Raw genomic sequence first — 18,882 nt, 5'->3', positions numbered from 1 at the left:
GACTCGTTCGCTTGATACCTAAGGAGTTTTTAGTAGACGCACACCACTGGCTGATTCTTCATGGTCGATACACCTGTGTTGCACGCAAACCACGCTGTCAAAGCTGCATCATTGAGGATTTATGCGAGTTTAAAGAGAAAACCGGGGAATAAAAAACCGCCCGATGAACAAGTCAGCGGGCGGTTTCAATAACGAAAATTTGCTTACTTGAAGAGCATGTCGCCACTAAGACCCTGCTTCTCCAAAATGTCGCGCAGACGCTTCAAAGCCTCTACTTGAATCTGGCGTACACGCTCGCGCGTTAAACCAATTTCACTACCGACTTCTTCCAAAGTACTCATTTTATAACCGCGCAATCCAAAGCGACGAGAGAGCACTTCCTGCTGCTTGCCTGAAAGCTGATCTAACCAGCCATCAATCGAGCCTTGAAGGTCATTGTCTTGCAAAATCTCTGCGGGATCAGCCGCACTTTCGTCTGCGACAGTATCTAGAAGAGATTTATCTCCGTTTACACCGATTGGCGTATCTACCGAAGCAACTCGCTCGTTCAAGCCGAGCATTTTCTTAACATCAGCAACAGGCTTGTCAAGTAAGTCTGCAATTTCCTCGGCTGAAGGCTCATGATCGAGTTTTTGAGTAAGCTCACGAGCTGCTCGAAGATAAAGGTTTAGCTCTTTCACAACATGAATAGGCAAACGGATTGTTCGCGTCTGATTCATGATCGCGCGCTCAATTGTCTGACGAATCCACCAAGTCGCATACGTAGAGAAACGGAAGCCTCGCTCCGGATCAAACTTTTCTACAGCGCGAATCAAGCCTAGATTCCCTTCCTCAATCAAATCGAGGAGAGTTAGGCCACGGTTGACGTAACGTCGAGCAATCTTCACTACCAAGCGCAAGTTACTTTCAATCATGCGCTTGCGACCAGCTTCATCACCCTTCTGAGCAAGTCGCGCAAAATGCACCTCTTCTTCCGCACTCAAAAGCGGAGAAAAGCCGATTTCGTTCAAATACATTTGCGTTGCATCTAGTTGACGAGGAGCTGAAGACTCTCGCGAACTGGTGCGTCGGCTATCTATAGATGTGACGACGGAAGCCATATCCGGCTCGTCACTCACTGAATTGGTTTCCGCATTAGACTCGTAATCTAGTGCATCTGAATCAAATAAAACGTCTCTTTCTGCTGCCATCGTGCTATCTCCGCTTTTTATTGTCTATTCCGATTCCATCGAAATAACCTAGCTGTCTTCTGTACCTGATTGATCAGGCTGTTTTATCTATGTGGCAAATAGTTTTCCGGGTTTACCGGTTGGCCGTCCTTGCGAATTTCAAAGTGGAGCAGCGGCTTTTGACCTTTTCGTCCCATCCTTGCTATTCGTTGGCCTAAGCGGACTTTCTCGCCCTCTTTGACCAAAATGACCTCATTATGCCCATAGGCACTTAGGTAACGCTCGCTGTGGTTGATGATAATCAAGTTTCCATAACCCAGTAATCCGTTCCCTGCGTAGACAACTTCTCCTGAAGCCGCTGCGCGAATCTCATCACCTTCGGTACCCCCGATATCAATTCCTTTATTGATATTCCGATTGCGTGAGTTCACAGAATACTTGGCAAGTATCAGGCCAACATGTGGCCACCCCCATGTTATGTTATTGGAAATACTAGGTTTTTTATTGTTTGTACTTTTGTTACCAGAAACGGCCTGCGATTTACGTTTTGTTACATTGCTCGAGGACTTAACGCTTTTAGATGATCCAGAAGGCCGAGAACGATAAGAGTTCTCGTCCACCTCCAAGTTAATTCTTTGTCCGACAGTAAGTACATAAGGCGAGCGGATGTTGTTAGCACTTGCTAACTCTTTATAGTCACGTCCATAGCGCCAAGCGATGTTGTAGAGCGTCTCGCCAGATTGAACAATGTGCGCACCGAAATAGACAGGGGGATTGAAGTCGCGATTGTAGTAGATGTCTGGCGATGTGCACGCAGTTAATAGAAAAACGAGCAATATACATTTCGTTACATTAGCCGCAACACAATGCTTAGTGACACTTTTTTGAACTCTTGTAGGTGTAAAAGGGTTCAATATTCTGACCTCTGAAACTCACAAAAAGCACTAAAAAAAGATTTTATCATTCGCTTTAGATCTATAAAGCTCGATGCTTTATTAGGACTACAGCGTAAACCTCTATTATTAAACGACTTTTTTAAATTGAAAATAATTGAAAAAATGTTACCTAATGACTCACGCGTTCCCATTGGTAACACTAGTGCCCGAAGAGGCATCGACCAATCTCGCTATGTATGTAACGCCGGTGATCACGATAAATCCAATGCCAAACCACAGCGCCGCACTAAGAAGCTCCGGAGCAGCCCCTGTTAACTCGGCGTACCCGGAAGGAAGCACGCTCATTTGATCGAGAGGAACACTTTCTCCCTTACTATTTAAACGATAACTAATTGTGTACTTCCACGGCCAAACCTTATCAATAGACCCCAGCATTAACCCAAGCAAAAAACACAGAGTCATACCTTTATAGCGCTCAAGCATCCATGAAATAAGCCTCGCTACAAAAAGTAAGCTTAGACAACAGCCAAGCGCAAATACAGATAACACTGCTAGGTCTACATTTTTGATCGAGCCTATAATGTAGCTATAGGTTCCGATTAGAAGTAACAAAAAGCTGCCAGAAATCCCAGGCAAAATCATCGCACAAATGGCAATCGCTCCTGAGAGAAAAGCGCCTGTGAACGTATGTGGGAGACTGAACAAACTAGAACTACCCAATAGCACCGCAACAACGACACCCACGCCAAGCATGATGAATCTGCTTGCAGGCCATGCTTTTATTTCAAAACCGATCAAAATAGCTGACGCGATGATCAAACCACTAAAGAATGACCAGATTTGAATTGGGTGCGCCTCAAGGGCGAATGAAATTAACGAAGCAAACAGAAAAACGCTACTTAGAATGCCGAATAGCAAGGTCGATACGAAAACGATATCAGCTTCTGCCAAAAATCGTTTCGTGCTGCGGTGTCTTATAAAGGCAAGAAGAGCGGGCAGAAAGTGGCTAATCGCCTCTAACAAGCGCTCATAAATACCGGTTACAAATGCAATAGTGCCACCAGAAACGCCTGGCACAATATCTGCCGCACCCATCATCATTCCGCGCAAATAAACCCAAAACCAAGTCATTTGCGAACCATCCTAGCGCACAACTCCAGGAAGGAATGGCACGAACATAACCGGCTCGATCACATCCTTTATAAATTGCTCTCCTCGACGAGTGATGATCGTCAGATGTTGCTGCACATCACCAAGAGGCACAATCATTTTTCCTCCATCTTTTAGCTGCCTTAATAGCTCAATAGGTATTTCCTTTGGCGCAGCGGTCACCATAATGGCATCAAATGGCGCCTGCTCTGGCCAACCAATCCCTCCATCAGCATGTCGACTATAAATGTTTCGATAGTTAAGGCGCTGGAAACGCTCTTTCGCCTTGGCTAAAAGTGGAGAGATTCGTTCGACGGTATAAAGCTCAACCACGAGCTGAGATAAAATAGCCGCTTGATAGCCAGATCCGGTTCCCAACTCCAGTACTCGGCGAGGCGAGCTCTCCAGCAACAGCTCGGTCATTCTCGCTACAATATACGGCTGAGAAATCGTTTGGTTATGACCAATCGGAAGCGCGGTATCTTCATAGGATCGGTGAGAGAGCGCCTCATCGAGAAAAATATGGCGAGGCGTATCCGCGATCGCAGATAAAACACCTTCACTTTGTATCCCTTTCTCCCGCAATCGCTGTAAGAGTCGCATGCGCGTCCTGCGGGAAGTCATGCCGATACCTTCGATGCTCTGTTCCGCCATGATCACTGCGCTCCGTCGAGCCAGCGTTGAAGATCTGGCAACGCACTATGGCGAGTCATATCCACCTGAATAGGCGTAATTGAGACAAAGGCATGTGCAACCGCATGAAAATCGGTCCCTGGGCCGGCATCATCGCCTTCTCCAGCAACTGAGATCCAGAGCCGCTCCTTACCTCTAGGGTCAGAAAACTGCTCTGGAGGCTGGCCTTTTGCTCGATGTCCGAGTCGTGTAATTTGCATTCCCTTGAGTTGCTCATAGGGTAAATCGGGCACATTGACGTTGAGAATGGTCCGGGGTGGCAGGTTTTGAACTTCCGGTTTTTCAAGGATGTCACGAACTACGCGTGCCGCTGTTTCAAAATGCCCATGCCCACGACTTGCCAAAGAAACGGCAATCGCGGGCTTGTCTAAAAATCGCCCTTCTATGGCAGCCGCAACGGTACCCGAATACAGAACATCGTCACCCAGATTCTCATGTGTGTTAATACCGGAAACAACACGCTCAACTTCACCATCATATAGTGCAGTCAGACCAACATGCACGCTGTCAGTGGGTGTGCCATCGACACATTGAAAACCATTACGCAAGGTGGTCACTTTCAAGGGTCGAGCAAGAGTAAGTGACCCACTTGCGCCACTGTGATCTCTATCTGGCGCAACCACTCTAATTTCGGCTATTTTCGCCAGCTCATCCGCCAGAATATGCAGCCCCTCAGCATTTACACCATCATCATTTGAAAGCAGTAATTTCATGTTCGTTGTTACTTCACAGATCTGATTTGTATCGAGAAGAACCATCCTCTACCGCAACAAACTCAGCCAGCAGACTGGTCGCAAAGGCGCCGGTTCCCAACTCAAAAGACAAGACAAGCAAGTCGTCCTTAACTTCCCAACTTAAGTTTTCTGCACGCATTCTATATGGGCGCCTTGCCAAGGTCATGCGATTCTTGTGCAAGCCAGCGACCAATTCCGTAAAGCGATCAAAGAAAGCGTCTTCATCCGGAGTTATTGGCGCCACACCTTCGACAGGGTCACCATAGAGTGGCCCTTCGCCGTCCAGCCATGTGCCCTCTTTCACTTTATCCGAAAGCATGAGGTTAAACAGATAAGACCTCGCGGCGGAAAGATAGAACGAACGTTGCGAACGCGAAACTTTAATTTCTCCTCGAAACCATTGTTTTGCGCGCTCTAAGTTCTGAGATTCACGACCAAATCGCTGAACCCCAAAGTAGTTTGGATACCCCCTACTTTTTATATCGGACAACGTATCCACAAGCGACAATGGGTTCGATAATCCCCTTACAGTGATGCGAAAGGCGTTGCCGCGATGCTCGCCGCGCCTTAATTTTCGCATATGGCGACCTGACTTTATGAGCCTTACACCTTCGATGCCTTCTAGTAAGCGCAAATCCTCAAAATGCTGGTTTCGCACATATATGCTGAACCACTGCCGGGTAACCGCCCAACGATCTTTAAGGCCTGAAAAACCAACATCCATCGGACGGACCTTGAAGACGCTCGCAAGCTGCTTTGCTACATACTCCGTATTTTGGCCTACCTTCTCGACAAATAAATACAGGTGCTCACCGTCTCCAGACAACGCCAGATCTAGTAGCTCCTCTACATAAAAATCTTCCGGCTGAAGCTTAATCACACCGTTCATCAATGGCCGCGCGTTAGCGCGGCACAAGTCTGGTAAACTCATTGACCACCAACCAGCAGAGTGCTCGCCTGACAAGCAATCCCTTCTTTGCGACCGGTGAATCCTAATTTCTCGGTGGTCGTCGCTTTGACGCTCACCCGCTCAATGGGCAATTCAAGATCTTCTGCAATAGCAGACCGCATTGCCTCGATATGCGGTGCCATCTTCGGCGCCTGAGCAATAATGGTAGAATCAATATTCTGCACCTTAAATCCATTCTCACGCACAAGACAAAAAACACCCCGAAGCAGTGCCCGGCTATCGGCGCCCTCCCATTCAGGGTCTGTGTCAGGAAAGTGATGACCTATGTCACCCAAAGCAAGCGCTCCAAGCAAGGCATCACATATAGCATGTAACAGAACATCACCATCGGAATGCGCTTTTAAGCCTTGATTATGCGGAATCTTTACGCCACCTAAGGTAATCGAATCTCCATCCTCAAAAGCATGGACATCATATCCACTGCCAATTCGTATATCGCTCATATCATTTACGTTCTCTGATATATTTTTAAGCCTCGACTTTTCGCGAATCACACCCCGCTCGACAACCATGAGGTCTTCAGGATGAGTCACTTTAATATTGGTCCCTTTTCCTTGCACTAGTCGCGGGGTAAGGCCTGACTGCTCTATTGCCGAAGACTCATCCGTAATTTCCCAATCGTGCGCTATCCCCTTGCTCAGGGCTTCGACAAGTAGTGAGTGACGGAACACCTGCGGAGTTTGTGCCCTCCATAGAGAAGAGCGGTCTACGGTCGTCAGCTCGCCTTCAAGGCTCGCTATCTTCATCGTGTCAGTACAAGGCAATACGAGCAATGCACCAATATCGGTCTGAAGAAGAGTATCTTCCAGTTCATGAATTTCGCTGCTCGATATAAGTGGACGAGCCGCATCATGCACCCATATCCAGTCATCTTTCGAGGCTTGTGAGGCAAGAGCTTTCAACCCAGCAAGCACTGTTTCTGCCCTTTCCGTGCCGCCAATATAAGAGGTTATCGGTGTCTCGCACTCAATCGTAAGAGAGGCAAAGTACTGATCATCAGGGTGAAGACCAATAAATACTCCGTCAAAACGCTTCGCAGAAGCCATCGCCTCAATCGTCGTTTGCAGAATGCTCTTCTCGTGAATTTTCAGATATTGTTTTGGTAGGTCAGCGGCCATTCGTGATCCAATGCCCGCTGCTGGAATGATAAGCCAGTGTTTCGGCTCAGGGTTGCCTATCGCCATGTAGATGCTTTCGCTAATGATCGTTAAGATTGACCACCATAAAGAAGGTCTCATTTCGACCAATCATACCAAGATCAAGACGCGCGCGCTCTTCAATCACGTCAAAGCCCTTTTTCAGGTTTGTTACTTTTGCATCAAGGCGTCCATTACGCTGCTCAAGCACAGTATTTTGCGCTTGCAAGACCTCTACTTGGTCCTGCAATTGCCAAACTTCCATTATGCCGCCTTCCCCGACCCATAACCGCGCCTGTAGCGCGATTGTCGCTAGCAACAAGAATCCCCACAACAACTTCATTTTGGAACTCGATAATAATCTTAAATAGGTGAACAGAAAATCTTAAGTATTAGTTCAGACTAGCCCACACCTTTAAATACCGCTAACCCGTTTTGAACTCTAAAACATGTCGATATTGACATAATTTTGTACTGGCCAAAGCAAAAAAAAGGGCTATACAGCCCTTTTTAAAGCAACAATCTGGCTCGGCTTATTGCCCCTTAATCTCCGAGCGACCTTTATATGGCGCCTTTGAGCCAAGCTGCTCTTCAATTCGCAGCAAACGGTTGTATTTCGCAACCCGATCAGAGCGACATAGCGAGCCAGTTTTGATCTGACCAGCGCACGTGCCTACCGCTAGATCAGCGATCGTGGTGTCTTCTGTTTCGCCCGAACGATGCGAGATCACAGCCGTGTAACCTGCGTCTTTCGCCATCTGGATCGCATCCAGGGTCTCACTCAAACTACCGATCTGGTTAAACTTGATAAGAATCGAGTTTGCGATGCTCTTATCGATGCCTTCCTGAAGAATCTTGGTATTTGTAACGAACAAGTCATCACCAACCAATTGCACTTTATCGCCCAGACGTTCCGTCTGATACTTCCAGCCATCCCAATCTGACTCATCTTGACCATCTTCAATCGATACGATCGGGTAAGCGTCACACAAATCTGCAAGGTAGTCGCTAAAGCCTTCGGCAGTAAACACTTTGCCTTCGCCACTCAGATCGTATTTTCCGTCTTTAAAAAATTCAGACGATGCACAGTCTAAAGCCAGCGTAATATCGTCGCCCAGCGTATAACCTGCATCAGCAACCGCCGTCTTGATCACAGCGAGCGCATCTGCGTTGGACGCAAGGTTCGGCGCAAAACCACCTTCATCACCTACAGCCGTATTCAAACCCTGCGCTTTCAACACTTTCTTCAACGCATGGAAGATCTCAGCACCTGCTCGCAATGCTTCAGCAAAACTTGGCGCAGAAACTGGTTGAACCATGAATTCCTGAATATCGACGTTATTATCCGCGTGTTCACCACCATTAAGGATATTCATCATCGGAACTGGCATGGAGTATTGGCCCGCCGTGCCATTTATCTCAGCGATATGCTCGTATAGCTCTACACCTTTCGCTTGTGCGGCAGCTTTTGCTGCGGCCAACGAAACCGCCAAAATTGCGTTGGCGCCTAGATTAGCTTTATTCTCAGTGCCATCAAGATCAATCATAATCTGATCAAGCGCGCGCTGTTCCGTTACGTCTTTACCAATTAGCGCTTCGCGAATATCACTATTGATGCCCGCGACCGCCTTCAATACGCCTTTACCTAGGTAACGAGACTTATCGCCGTCACGCAGTTCGAGTGCTTCACGAGAGCCAGTTGACGCACCGGATGGTGCACAGGCTGTCCCTACAACGCCAGACTCTAGGATGACATCCGCTTCAACAGTCGGGTTGCCTCGCGAGTCCATAACCTCGCGACCTTTAATATCTGCGATCTGATACATGTACTTTTTCTCCAACTAATACTAAATGGCCCGCTTAAGCGGTGTCCAAAGGTTTAAAACTTTTAACTAATTCATCAATGGCTTTTACACGCGCCAAAAATGGCTCAAGCTGCTCCAAACGCAGGGCACAAGGCCCATCACACTTGGCCTGATTTGGCTCAGGGTGCGCTTCCAAAAACAATCCTGCCAAGCCCTGTGACATGCCAGCTAATGCTAAGTCGGTCACTTGCTCTCGGCGACCACCCGCCGAGTCTGGACGGCCCCCAGGTTGTTGTAGCGCGTGCGTTACATCGAAAAACACAGGATACTCAAAACGCTTCATCACTCCGAATCCGAGCATATCTACAACCAAATTGTTGTAACCGAAGCTAGAGCCTCGTTCACATAAAATCAGTTGATCATTGCCCGCCTCGACACATTTTTTCAATATGTGTTGCATCTCTTGAGGAGCGAGAAATTGCGCTTTTTTGATATTAATAACGGCATCGGTTTGCGCCATGGCGCTGACCAAATCAGTCTGCCGGGACAAAAACGCCGGCAACTGAATAATGTCACAGACTTCCGCCACCGGAGCAGCCTGATGCGGCTCATGAACATCAGTGATGACAGGCACACCAAACTCAGCTTTGATGTCCTCAAAAATACGCAAGCCTTCCTCTAAACCTGGCCCGCGAAAGGAGTGAATAGAAGAACGATTCGCCTTGTCAAACGAAGCCTTGAACACATAGGGAATACCAAGCTTTTCAGTGACTTCGACATACTTCGCAGCAATTTGCATTGCCAAATCACGCGATTCGAGCACATTCATACCGCCAAACAGAACAAATGGTCTGTCATTGGCGATTTCAATATCGCCAACTTTAACAATCTTCTGGGCCATGCTATTGCCTATTTAGCCTTGTTTTTCATTGCCGCTTTCACAAAGCCTTCAAAAAGACCATGACCGTCTCGTGGCGTCGATGTAAATTCAGGGTGGAACTGACAAGCCACGAACCAAGGATGATCTGGCACTTCCACAACCTCGACCAAAGCCCCGTCAGAAGAACGACCAGATACAATCAGCCCCGCATCTTTTAGCTTAGGAAGAAGATTATTGTTCACCTCGTAACGATGACGGTGACGCTCATTCACACGCGCTTTTCCATACGCATTAGCCGCATTTGAACCCGGCTCTAAATGACACTCTTGAGAACCCAGGCGCATGGTTCCACCCAAATCAGAAGAATCAGAACGCTGCTCAACTGCACCACTCTGGTCCTTCCACTCCGTGATTAAACCGACAACGGGGTAATCACTCTTAGCATCAAACTCGGTACTATTTGCACCATCGAGGCCCGCGACGTGTCGCGCAAACTCAATAACAGCCACCTGCATGCCAAGACAAATCCCCAGGTAAGGGACTTTGTTCTCGCGCGCGTATTTCACTGTCTGAATCTTGCCTTCTACACCTCGATTTCCAAAACCGCCAGGCACCAGAATGGCATCAACATCTTCAAGCTGCTTAGTGCCTTCATCAATAATGGTTTCTGAATCAACGTAGCGAATCTTCACTTTTGTTCGGTTTCTTAAACCTGCATGCTTCAGTGCCTCGATGAGGGACTTATACGCATCAAGCAATTCCATGTATTTGCCGACCATGGCAATCGTCACTTCGTGCTCTGGGTTTGCTTCAGCTTCAACCACCTCGTCCCATTCGCTCAAATCTGCTTGCTCACATTCAAGGTTAAAGCGCTCACAAATAATGTTATCTAGGCCACGCTCGTGCAGCATCCGTGGAATCAGATAGATACTATTTGCATCTTGAAGAGGAATAACGGCGCGTTCTTCTACGTTAGTAAACAGCGCGATTTTTCGGCGGGAGGAGTCATCTATCTCGTGATCAGAGCGGCATACCAAAATGTCAGGCTGAATACCGATAGAGCGCATTTCTTTAACAGAATGCTGTGTTGGCTTGGTTTTCGTTTCACCAGCAGTCGCAATATAAGGAACCAACGTAAGGTGCATAAACATTGCGCGGTTTGAGCCAACTTCTATTTTTAGCTGACGAACCGCTTCAAGAAAGGGTTGCGACTCGATATCACCAACGGTGCCGCCGATTTCTACCAACGCAACATCATAACCACTCGCGCCCTCGACAACACGACGTTTGATCTCATCTGTAATGTGAGGAATAACCTGAACGGTTCCGCCCAAATAATCACCGCGACGCTCTTTACGAATAACGTCTTCGTAAACCCGTCCGCTAGTAAAGTTATTACGCTTGGTCATTTTGGTGCGTATGTAACGCTCATAATGCCCAAGATCCAAATCGGTTTCTGCTCCATCTTCGGTAACAAAAACCTCACCGTGCTGAAACGGGCTCATCGTGCCAGGATCAACATTAATATACGGGTCTAGTTTGAGCATTGTGACTTTTAAACCACGTGCTTCCAAAATAGCTGCAAGAGAGGCCGAAGCTATCCCTTTACCCAACGAAGAAACCACACCACCAGTGACGAATATAAAGCGTGTCATGTAAACCCTGTCAATCTCTCTGACTCAACCAATCACACGCCCAAACGGAAAAGAAGGACGCTCTAAAGTGACTACCAAACTACTAGTAAACTGCTATAAAAAACTTACGAGAAGGGATGAGATTTTGCACCTCAATGATGGGACGTCAGAGTACCAGAATATCGACCCCGTCACAAACTAAATTCCCTCGTTTGCAGTTGTTTACAGACGCAAGTTCATGGGCGCGAAGTGTAGTCGAGATCAATAGCGCACGCCATTATTTGCAGACCACGTATTATTAAGTAAAGCGAGTTCAGTGCTAAACTGCGCGCTCACTCTCAATTACTCCAGATTTGTACCAAAACAAGCTGAATGAAACCTCTCCCCTTACATCTAAATATCTTATTACTGCTTTTAGTGGGCATGACCTCATTCAGCCACGCGCAGGGTTTGAGCCTTGCCATTACGCCTGAAGCACCCAATCCGGCACCGGTATATGACAAGCGCTTCGAAAATGCCGAGAGCAAGGTGTTAAAAACACGCGTCGTATATGAAACAAGGAGGGATTCGCCATCTCGAGCCCAGGTATGGCAACAACTCACAAAACAACTTGAATCCAAAACTGGATTGCAACTTAACCTGGAATTACCCAAGAGCCAATTGGAGTTTGAACGAAACCTCGCGCAGGGAAAATATGATATTGCCTACACAACCCCTTTGCAGTTCTTATCCGCCTCCGAAGCTCAGAACTACCGGGCATTGGCAAAGCGAAAAGCACAGCCACTCCGCGCCTTGATTGTCGTCAAACGACTCGATTCAGCGCGCACTCTGAGGGATATCGAGAACGACATAACCGGTTTTGATTCCGTACTAAATTACACTTCAAGTATTATTCCGCGCTTTAGTCTGCGGCGACTCGGTATTGAACTACCAATGCAGCTTTTCAAAGATGAGACAGCAACGATGGACGCACTCACAAACGGACAAGTGCGCGCAATCAGCATCGCTGAATCAAGTTTTTATGCCTTGTCACCGGACCGGCAAGAACAGCTGAAAGTTCTTTGGGAAACACCCGGCTTTGCTCCATTTGCTTTTATCACCCATCCTAGAGTACCTTTTTACTCAATCAACAAGCTGCAACGCGCGATGGTGAATCTGAACAGGCGTGGACGCAATCAAGATCTCATTGAGCAACTGGGAGCAAGAAACGGCTTTGAAGTTGCACGCAACAGTGATTGGCTTGATGCACGTAGCATCGATCTGGATGCGTTAAACGTCCGCTTACCGCTAGTCAAATCTGGCCCGGAGCAATCAACCTCGCAAGAATAGAGGAGTAGTATGAGCAAACAGGTTTATTTCTTCTCCACGTGCCTTGTCGAGCACCTGTTTCCCAAGGTAGGAATGGACTGTGTAGCCCTGCTTGAACTGGCAGGTTTTGAGGTTGTTCTTCCAGAATATCAAAGTTGCTGTGGTCAGCCCGCCTACAACTCTGGCGCAAACTTGGAAGCAAAGAATGTAGCGACCAAAACAATTGACCTGCTCTCCAAGCTCGACATACCGGTCATAGTTCCTTCGGCCTCCTGCGCAGACATGCTTGTTTCACATTACCCAAGAATATTTGCTTCAGACAAAACCTATAAAAAGAAAGCACAGGACCTGGCAGAGCGATGCCATGAGGCCATCCGTTTCGTACTACCGCATCTGCCCGAGCTCTTACCTCCTGCTGAAGAATCAAAGACTCCAAACCAACGGCTACATATTTCTTGCTCTGCCCGAAGGGCTGTCGATAGCGCCGCAGCATGGCAGCAGGCCGCCACCTATCTATCTATGAGCGCGGAGGAGCCAGAGTATGCACAAGAGTGCTGCGGATTTGGCGGCACCTTTTCAGTGAAAGCGCCTGAAGTTTCCAGCGCAATGGCAGATGATAAAGTAAACCACCTGAGCGCGAATGGTGTCAGGCAATTTGTCAGCGGCGATTGCGGCTGTTTGATGCATCTAAATGGGTATAGCGAAAAACAGGAAATCAAACTTAAAGGCTCGCATCTTGCAACAGCACTGGCTCAATCCTATGGAGTCAGCTATGAAAAATGAATTTCGCATCCGAGCTGTGGATGCGCTGGCCGACACGGAGTTACGGCACAATTTTCGTGGCGCGATGGACTTCCTCCAAAGCAAACGAGCCTCGGCTTTTGCAAACACAGACCTGAATGCTCTGCGCAACGAAGGCGCTGCAATACGCAGATCTGTTTTAGAACAACTTCCAGAGCTTTTAGAGCAGCTCGAAGAAAGCTGCAGGCAAAAAGGCATTCAAGTGCATTGGGCGCGCAACGCCCAGCATGCCCGCACAATTATTGGTGACATCGCCCAAACCAATCATGTAAAGCATGTAGTTAAAGGCAAGTCGATGGCGACAGAAGAGATCGAACTTAATCAACATCTAGAATCTCTTGGCGTTCAATGCATCGAATCTGACATGGGTGAATACATCGTGCAGCTTGATCACGAGACACCATCACACATCATTATGCCGGCCATCCACAAATCAAAAGAACAAATTGCCCGTTTATTTACACGAGAACTCAATGAGAATACGGAGGACGCTAGTGTTGACGACCTCATTGGTATCGGGCGAAAGGCACTGCGCCAACAATTTAAAGACGCCGATATGGGTGTGAGCGGTGTTAATTTCGCGATAGCGGAGACCGGGTCGTTATGCTTGGTCGAAAACGAGGGAAACGGCCGCATGTCAACAGGCATCCCTAGAATTCATGTAGCACTCATGGGTATCGAAAAAGTGGTACCGAGCTTTAAGGAAATACCACCGCTGCTTACTTTGCTCACCGGTTCTGCGACAGGGCAATTGATCACAACTTATTTCAACATCATCAACTCGCCTCGCAAAGCGGATGAAATCGACGGCCCCGAGCAGGTCCACCTCGTCCTTCTCGATAACGGGCGCAGTGAAATGTATATGGATGATCATTTAAGTGAGACGCTCGCGTGTATTCGCTGCGGAGCGTGCATGAATCATTGTCCGGTATATACGCGTATAGGAGGGCATGCGTACGGCAGTACTTATCCAGGCCCGATAGGACAAGTCGTCATGCCTCAGATAGAAGGCCTGAGCGAAAAAGGTGATTTACTGGATGCATGCTCGTTAAACGGCGCCTGCGGTGAGGCCTGCCCGGTGAACATCCCGTTGCCCAATCTAATAAGAAGTCTGCGCGAGAAACGCCTAGAGCCTAACAAAATAGAACGTTTTGGCTGGAAAGTATGGGCGCTGCTCTACCGAAATATCTACCTACATTCACTCCTCTCTTTTGGCGCAAAGCTGGCGCACTATCTGCCGTTTCCAAAACCCGCATCTTGGACTAGCACTCGCACCTTTCCAAAACCCGCAACTGCAAGTTTCTCCGAATTAATGCGAGCACGTAAAAATGACTGATTCCGCAAAGCAACATATTTTGGGCAACCTGAGGCGTGCCAAAGCCAAGAGTGCTTCGCAACGAGGGAGCACGATCCCCGACAACACAGCAAGGCAACCTGACATTGCGCTCTTCAAACAACTACTCCGTCAAAACCATGCTGAAGTGCATGAAGTCACCGAAGAGCATTTAGGCACGAGCATCGACGAGTGGCTCAACACAGAGCAACTTAAAGGCGCCGTAGCGGTTGCAGAGCACCCAGATTTAACGGACTTAAAGCTGCAATTAACAGACGACTTGAGCTTGGTTGACATAGGCGCGCTCGACAAAACTGTATTGTTCGATACGGTAACACTCAGCATCTGTTTCGCCGATGGCGGAGTCGCTGACAAAGGCGCCCTTATCGTGAAAGCGAACGCGCAACAACCTCGAAGCCTAAGCCTTGTTCCTCCGATCAGCATCTTGGTCATCAAAAAACATACGATTTTAGACAGCCTCACGTCGGCTTTTGACAGCTCTCTGTTCGATCCTCAAACCCTCCCGAGCAACCTCGTTTTTATTTCCGGCCCCTCTAAAACCGCTGACATACAGCAGACTCTTGCTTATGGAGCGCACGGACCAAAGCGACTTATTGTGTTTCTACTAACTTAGGCGGATAATTTTCTGCTTCGCTATTGAGCGGCTTTAGGTAGCGCAAAGAAGATCCGTATTCAATAAGCACAACAAAAACAGAAATTGATAAGGAACTATATGAACATTTCAAAAACTCTAGCGCTTGCATGCGCCTTCTTAGCAGTAGTCATGAGCGGTCACGCATCAGCTGAAGAAAAACACGTTTCTATCACTCAAATCGTCGAACATCCCGCTCTAGACTCCGTTCGTCAGGGTGTAAAAGACGTCCTTGCAGAAGCAGGCTATAGAGAAGGCGAAAACCTTAAGTGGGAGTACCAAAGCGCTCAGGGAAATCCAACAACCGCTGCACAGATTGCCAAAAAATTTGCGGGTAGCAATCCCGATGTTATCGTCGCAATTGCAACGCCGTCCGCACAAGCAATGGTGGCTTCTGCTCGAAGCAGCAATATTATCTTCAGTGCAGTAACAGACCCTGTTGGCGCCAAGCTCGTGAAGGCTTGGGATAAACCAAGCCCGCGCGTATCAGGCGTTTCAGATCTAACGCCCGTCGATAAGCACATGGCTTTAGTGAAGGAAATCGTGCCATCAGCCAAAAAACTAGGGGTGATTTATAACCCGGGCGAAGCAAACTCTGTGTCACTTGTCGAACTTGTTAAAAAGCATGCGCCTGAGCAAGGCCTCGACGTCGTTGAAGCTGCATCGCCAAAATCGGCCGACGTGCAAACGGCAATGCGCTCTCTTGTCGGCAAAGTAGATGCGATTTATCTGCCTACAGACAACACGGTGATTTCAGCCCTCGAAGGCGTTCTAAAAATTGCTGAACAAACAGACATCCCGGTCATCGCAGCAGACACCGACAGTGTTAAACGCGGCGCGATTGCAGCACTTGGCTTCAACTACTACGATGTCGGCCGTCAAACTGGCGCCATGGTGGTAGAAGTCCTAAACGGCAAGGCACCTGGAGATCTTCCGGTACAAGGTGTCGACAAGACCGAACTCTATTTAAACCCCGGTGCGGCGGCAGCTATGGGCATAGAGCTTCCAGCATCACTAACAAAACGTGCGAAAGAGATTATCCAGTAATTAAGGTTTAAAAATGATTAGCAGCTTTGCGTTTTTTGGCGCACTCGAGACAGGGTTCATCTTTGCGCTAGTAGCGCTCGGAATATTTATCTCATTTCGGATACTAGATTTTCCCGACCTCACTGTCGATGGATCATTTCCGCTCGGTGCGGCGGTTGCAGCTAGCGCAATTGTCGGCGGAATAAACCCTTGGTTAGCAACACTCATGGCCTGTGTGGCAGGTTCTGCCGCAGGCGTTGTTACCGCGCTTTTAAATGTAAAGCTGAACATCCTTCATCTGCTCGCATCTATACTCACCATGATTGCGCTGTATTCAATCAATCTGAGAATTATGGATGGACCAAACAAGGCTCTACTTGGAGTGGAGACCCTCCTCAGCCCTTTAGATAATCTAACCGTCCCCTACTACATTGCCTATCCAATTGCCTTTGGGGTTCTCGCTTTCATTGCGCTCGGCTTGCTTGTCGCATTCTTGAAAACCGAAATTGGGCTTGCCATGCGAGCAACAGGCTCAAATCCCCGTATGGCAAAGGCCAACGGTGTAAACACGAGCCTGATGATCGTGCTGGGCATGGCACTTTCCAATGCCTTGGTTGCGCTCGCCGGAGCCTTATTTGCACAAAGCCAGGGAAGCGCCGACGTGACGATGGGGGTAGGTGTCATTGTAATTGGCCTCGCGTCTGTCATTGGGGGAGAAGCGCTTATTTCCACTCGAACCATTCTGCTTTGGGCTCTGGCCTGCGTTGTCGGTTCCATTCTATACAGGCTGGTGATCGCGTTTGCACTCAATGGCGATGTCTTAGGACTAAAAGCACAAGACCTCAACTTAATCACCGCCGTACTCGTCACCCTTGCGATCGTCATGCCAAATATTAAATCGAAGTTTAAGGCGGCCAAAGCATGATCGATATCAACGACCTTAAAATTACGTTTAATCCGGGGACTCCGCTTGAGAATCAAGCGCTTAAAGGTGTCGATTTGCACATTCCTGAAGGTCAGTTCGTTACGGTAATTGGTAGCAATGGTGCAGGAAAATCAACGCTCTTGAACGCACTTGCGGGAGAATTCCTCAGCCCGCAAGGCTCAATTCAGCTAGACGGCAAAGAAATAAGCCAATGGCCTGTTGAAAAACGCGCACCGCTAATCGCCCGCGTCTTCCAAGACCCGTTAATGGGTACCTGCGAAGATTTAACGATTGAAGAGAATCTCGCACTTGCACAAGCCCGAACAAAAACACGCGGTTTAGGCATTGCTGCCAAAAGGCAATACCGCAATCGCTTTATGGACAAGCTCAAGCTGCTGCAACTTGGACTGGAGAAGCGCCTTGATGACAAAATAGGCCTTCTATCAGGAGGTCAAAGGCAGGCCGTTAGCCTACTCATGGCTTCGCTGCAGCCAATGAAGCTCCTGCTGCTCGACGAGCATACGGCAGCCCTCGACCCGAAAACGGCAACTTTTATATTAGAGCTAACACAAAACATTGTTAGTGAGTCCCAACTTACTGCGCTTATGGTGACGCACAGCATGTCACAAGCACTCTCCGTTGGCGATCGAACGATCATGCTACATCAGGGAAAATTGGCTTTAGATGTACACGGCGATCACCGCAAAGGACTCACCACGCAGGACCTTCTTGATCAGTTTCATAAGAACTACGGTGCCATCGATGACGATGCCCTGCTATTGAATTAACGCTCTAGGGCCAACAAGCCTGCTAACTGCGATAATGATCGACCACATTTATGGCTTGCTCGAGCGTCAGGCCATATTCGTGCATCAAATACTCCACTTCCTGCTTCTCCAAACCATTCAAGTCGATGCTTTTCAGCGACTCTTTCATTTCTTTGCTTAACACTCGCTTATGTCTGGAGACTCGGCGCTTTCGGTCATGGTCGCGGATTAAACGAACGAATGATGAGGCAAACACACCAGCCGGTATTGCCGCAATACCAACGCCAGCAATCATCACAACTGCGCCAAACAACTTGCCACCAAGAGTAATCGGTACAACATCACCGTAGCCAACCGTTGTCAGTGTGACTAAGGCCCACCACATAGAGCGCGGAATGGAACCAAACGCCTCCGGCTGAGCAACCCGCTCAAAAATATACACACCGGTTGCTGCGGTAAAGCTAATAATGATCATGATAATCATCGCCGCAAACAGCGTGGAGAAGTTTTCCCGATACACCGCTGCCAGAATTGAAAGCGATGCAGAATATCGCGTTAGCTTTAGAATCCGAACGGTTGTCATCACTTTTAGGAAACTAAAGTCCTGAGCAGCGCTATCCGGCACTAAAATAAGCATTAATCCAGGCAAAAACGACAACAAATCGATAACGCCCATTGGCGAAAAAACATAATTGAGCCGACGATTAAGCGCACTATTGCCATGCTCTTGCGGGGCTTCAGCCGCTACCCAAATGCGCATCAAATAATCGGCGACAAAGATCAAAGTAAAAATCGCGTGAACGTGAATGCCTGAGTAATGAGCACTATTCGCCTCGTTTTCAACCGAGACAAGAAGCACCTCAACCATATTGAAGAAAATCGCTGCAGCAATCACCAGATTTATAAGCCAAGCAATCAGCGACCTTTGAGAGGGTTCATTTAAATATTCGTACCATTGCTCACGAGAGAACATGGCTGGGCTTCCTTTACTTTACTTTTGTTGT

19 protein-coding genes and 2 pseudogenes are annotated in these 18,882 nt (G+C 48.0%); 8 read left to right on the top strand and 13 right to left on the bottom strand.

Translation table 11 applies throughout. The features are described 5' to 3' along the window. Positions 1-152: pseudogene (locus A3751_RS21840) on the top strand (endonuclease III); the annotation flags it as partial. A gap of 51 nt (positions 153-203) precedes the next feature. Here A3751_RS21840 and rpoS read toward each other — a convergent pair. The 12 genes and pseudogenes from rpoS to A3751_RS13260 form a co-directional block, all read right to left on the bottom strand. Beyond that, entirely contained in the window at positions 204-1,190 is a 987-nt protein-coding gene (rpoS, locus tag A3751_RS13310; protein ID WP_068456855.1) for an RNA polymerase sigma factor RpoS, read from the bottom strand. A gap of 83 nt (positions 1,191-1,273) precedes the next feature. Beyond that, the gene (locus A3751_RS13305) at positions 1,274-2,005 is read right to left on the bottom strand and encodes a peptidoglycan DD-metalloendopeptidase family protein (RefSeq protein ID WP_082863251.1); all 732 of its coding nucleotides are present in this window, start codon (positions 2,003-2,005) and stop codon (positions 1,274-1,276) included. A gap of 237 nt (positions 2,006-2,242) precedes the next feature. Then, positions 2,243-3,196, bottom strand: a complete 954-nt coding sequence (locus A3751_RS13300) for a DUF368 domain-containing protein (protein ID WP_068456849.1) — start codon at positions 3,194-3,196, stop codon at positions 2,243-2,245. A 12-nt stretch (positions 3,197-3,208) separates the two neighbouring features. Beyond that, positions 3,209-3,868, bottom strand: a complete 660-nt coding sequence (locus A3751_RS13295; protein ID WP_068456847.1) for a protein-L-isoaspartate(D-aspartate) O-methyltransferase — start codon at positions 3,866-3,868, stop codon at positions 3,209-3,211. Between the two features lie 2 nt (positions 3,869-3,870). Continuing rightward, positions 3,871-4,620 carry a 5'/3'-nucleotidase SurE gene (surE, locus tag A3751_RS13290; protein WP_068456844.1) on the bottom strand — a complete coding sequence of 250 codons (750 nt, stop codon included), beginning with the start codon at positions 4,618-4,620 and terminating at the stop codon, positions 3,871-3,873. 13 nt (positions 4,621-4,633) lie between these two features. After that, positions 4,634-5,572, bottom strand: a complete 939-nt coding sequence (truD, locus tag A3751_RS13285; RefSeq protein ID WP_068456841.1) for a tRNA pseudouridine(13) synthase TruD — start codon at positions 5,570-5,572, stop codon at positions 4,634-4,636. Beyond that, entirely contained in the window at positions 5,569-6,054 is a 486-nt protein-coding gene (gene ispF, locus A3751_RS23570) for a 2-C-methyl-D-erythritol 2,4-cyclodiphosphate synthase (RefSeq protein ID WP_231871820.1), read from the bottom strand. The genes truD and ispF overlap by 4 nt, the downstream gene beginning before the upstream one ends. Before the next feature lie 66 nt (positions 6,055-6,120). Beyond that, positions 6,121-6,795, bottom strand: a pseudogene (ispD, locus tag A3751_RS23565) (2-C-methyl-D-erythritol 4-phosphate cytidylyltransferase); the annotation flags it as partial. A 13-nt stretch (positions 6,796-6,808) separates the two neighbouring features. Then, positions 6,809-7,090 carry a septum formation initiator family protein gene (locus tag A3751_RS13275; RefSeq protein ID WP_068456839.1) on the bottom strand — a complete coding sequence of 94 codons (282 nt, stop codon included), beginning with the start codon at positions 7,088-7,090 and terminating at the stop codon, positions 6,809-6,811. A 190-nt stretch (positions 7,091-7,280) separates the two neighbouring features. After that, positions 7,281-8,573: a phosphopyruvate hydratase gene (eno, locus tag A3751_RS13270; protein WP_068456836.1), complete on the bottom strand. Its 1,293-nt coding sequence runs from the start codon at positions 8,571-8,573 to the stop codon at positions 7,281-7,283. A 34-nt stretch (positions 8,574-8,607) separates the two neighbouring features. After that, on the bottom strand, positions 8,608-9,453 hold the full coding sequence (gene kdsA / locus A3751_RS13265) for a 3-deoxy-8-phosphooctulonate synthase (protein WP_068456832.1): 846 nt from the start codon (positions 9,451-9,453) through the stop codon (positions 8,608-8,610). Positions 9,454-9,461: 8 nt separating this feature from the next. Next, entirely contained in the window at positions 9,462-11,087 is a 1,626-nt protein-coding gene (locus A3751_RS13260) for a CTP synthase (RefSeq protein WP_068456828.1), read from the bottom strand. Positions 11,088-11,489: 402 nt separating this feature from the next. Between A3751_RS13260 and A3751_RS13255 the strand changes: the two genes are divergently transcribed. The 7 genes from A3751_RS13255 to A3751_RS13225 all read left to right on the top strand — a co-directional run bounded on the left by A3751_RS13255 (position 11,490) and on the right by A3751_RS13225 (position 17,899). Continuing rightward, positions 11,490-12,395: a phosphate/phosphite/phosphonate ABC transporter substrate-binding protein gene (locus tag A3751_RS13255; protein ID WP_197466335.1), complete on the top strand. Its 906-nt coding sequence runs from the start codon at positions 11,490-11,492 to the stop codon at positions 12,393-12,395. 9 nt (positions 12,396-12,404) lie between these two features. Continuing rightward, on the top strand, positions 12,405-13,157 hold the full coding sequence (locus A3751_RS13250) for a (Fe-S)-binding protein (protein WP_068456823.1): 753 nt from the start codon (positions 12,405-12,407) through the stop codon (positions 13,155-13,157). Continuing rightward, positions 13,147-14,511 (top strand): LutB/LldF family L-lactate oxidation iron-sulfur protein, encoded by a 1,365-nt coding sequence (locus A3751_RS13245; protein ID WP_082863249.1) that lies wholly within the window; start codon positions 13,147-13,149, stop codon positions 14,509-14,511. The genes A3751_RS13250 and A3751_RS13245 overlap by 11 nt, the downstream gene beginning before the upstream one ends. Next, positions 14,504-15,142 (top strand): lactate utilization protein, encoded by a 639-nt coding sequence (locus tag A3751_RS13240; RefSeq protein WP_068456818.1) that lies wholly within the window; start codon positions 14,504-14,506, stop codon positions 15,140-15,142. Before A3751_RS13245 ends, A3751_RS13240 begins: the two co-directional genes overlap by 8 nt. Positions 15,143-15,241: 99 nt before the next feature. Then, on the top strand, positions 15,242-16,207 hold the full coding sequence (locus tag A3751_RS13235; protein ID WP_068456816.1) for an ABC transporter substrate-binding protein: 966 nt from the start codon (positions 15,242-15,244) through the stop codon (positions 16,205-16,207). A 13-nt stretch (positions 16,208-16,220) separates the two neighbouring features. Continuing rightward, positions 16,221-17,111, top strand: coding sequence for an ABC transporter permease (locus tag A3751_RS13230; RefSeq protein ID WP_068456813.1), 891 nt, complete (start codon positions 16,221-16,223; stop codon positions 17,109-17,111). Beyond that, on the top strand, positions 17,108-17,899 hold the full coding sequence (locus A3751_RS13225; protein ID WP_068456810.1) for an ABC transporter ATP-binding protein: 792 nt from the start codon (positions 17,108-17,110) through the stop codon (positions 17,897-17,899). Before A3751_RS13230 ends, A3751_RS13225 begins: the two co-directional genes overlap by 4 nt. Positions 17,900-17,921: 22 nt before the next feature. On the opposite strand, the gene A3751_RS13220 is transcribed toward A3751_RS13225, so the two are convergent. Beyond that, complete coding sequence (locus A3751_RS13220) at positions 17,922-18,851, bottom strand: ion transporter (RefSeq protein ID WP_068456807.1); 930 nt, start codon at positions 18,849-18,851, stop codon at positions 17,922-17,924. Between the last annotated feature and the right edge of the window lie 31 nt (positions 18,852-18,882).

The sequence above is a fragment of the Oleiphilus sp. HI0080 genome (genome assembly GCF_001635135.1).
Note: the sequence above shows the minus strand (reverse complement) of the source record. Positions and strands in the feature narration are given on the sequence as shown.

What these genes read in the sequence shown, in the direction of transcription:
- rpoS (WP_068456855.1), bottom strand. Translation starts at nt 1,190, where the DNA reads ATGGCAGCAGAAAGAGACGTTTTATTTGATTCAGATGCACTAGATTAC.
- A3751_RS13300 (WP_068456849.1), bottom strand. Translation starts at nt 3,196, where the DNA reads ATGACTTGGTTTTGGGTTTATTTGCGCGGAATGATGATGGGTGCGGCA.
- A3751_RS13295 (WP_068456847.1), bottom strand. Translation starts at nt 3,868, where the DNA reads ATGGCGGAACAGAGCATCGAAGGTATCGGCATGACTTCCCGCAGGACG.
- surE (WP_068456844.1), bottom strand. Translation starts at nt 4,620, where the DNA reads ATGAAATTACTGCTTTCAAATGATGATGGTGTAAATGCTGAGGGGCTG.
- truD (WP_068456841.1), bottom strand. Translation starts at nt 5,572, where the DNA reads ATGAGTTTACCAGACTTGTGCCGCGCTAACGCGCGGCCATTGATGAAC.
- ispF (WP_231871820.1), bottom strand. Translation starts at nt 6,054, where the DNA reads ATGAGCGATATACGAATTGGCAGTGGATATGATGTCCATGCTTTTGAG.
- A3751_RS13275 (WP_068456839.1), bottom strand. Translation starts at nt 7,090, where the DNA reads ATGAAGTTGTTGTGGGGATTCTTGTTGCTAGCGACAATCGCGCTACAG.
- eno (WP_068456836.1), bottom strand. Translation starts at nt 8,573, where the DNA reads ATGTATCAGATCGCAGATATTAAAGGTCGCGAGGTTATGGACTCGCGA.
- kdsA (WP_068456832.1), bottom strand. Translation starts at nt 9,453, where the DNA reads ATGGCCCAGAAGATTGTTAAAGTTGGCGATATTGAAATCGCCAATGAC.
- A3751_RS13260 (WP_068456828.1), bottom strand. Translation starts at nt 11,087, where the DNA reads ATGACACGCTTTATATTCGTCACTGGTGGTGTGGTTTCTTCGTTGGGT.
- A3751_RS13255 (WP_197466335.1), top strand. Translation starts at nt 11,490, where the DNA reads ATGACCTCATTCAGCCACGCGCAGGGTTTGAGCCTTGCCATTACGCCT.
- A3751_RS13250 (WP_068456823.1), top strand. Translation starts at nt 12,405, where the DNA reads ATGAGCAAACAGGTTTATTTCTTCTCCACGTGCCTTGTCGAGCACCTG.
- A3751_RS13245 (WP_082863249.1), top strand. Translation starts at nt 13,147, where the DNA reads ATGAAAAATGAATTTCGCATCCGAGCTGTGGATGCGCTGGCCGACACG.
- A3751_RS13240 (WP_068456818.1), top strand. Translation starts at nt 14,504, where the DNA reads ATGACTGATTCCGCAAAGCAACATATTTTGGGCAACCTGAGGCGTGCC.
- A3751_RS13235 (WP_068456816.1), top strand. Translation starts at nt 15,242, where the DNA reads ATGAACATTTCAAAAACTCTAGCGCTTGCATGCGCCTTCTTAGCAGTA.
- A3751_RS13230 (WP_068456813.1), top strand. Translation starts at nt 16,221, where the DNA reads ATGATTAGCAGCTTTGCGTTTTTTGGCGCACTCGAGACAGGGTTCATC.
- A3751_RS13225 (WP_068456810.1), top strand. Translation starts at nt 17,108, where the DNA reads ATGATCGATATCAACGACCTTAAAATTACGTTTAATCCGGGGACTCCG.
- A3751_RS13220 (WP_068456807.1), bottom strand. Translation starts at nt 18,851, where the DNA reads ATGTTCTCTCGTGAGCAATGGTACGAATATTTAAATGAACCCTCTCAA.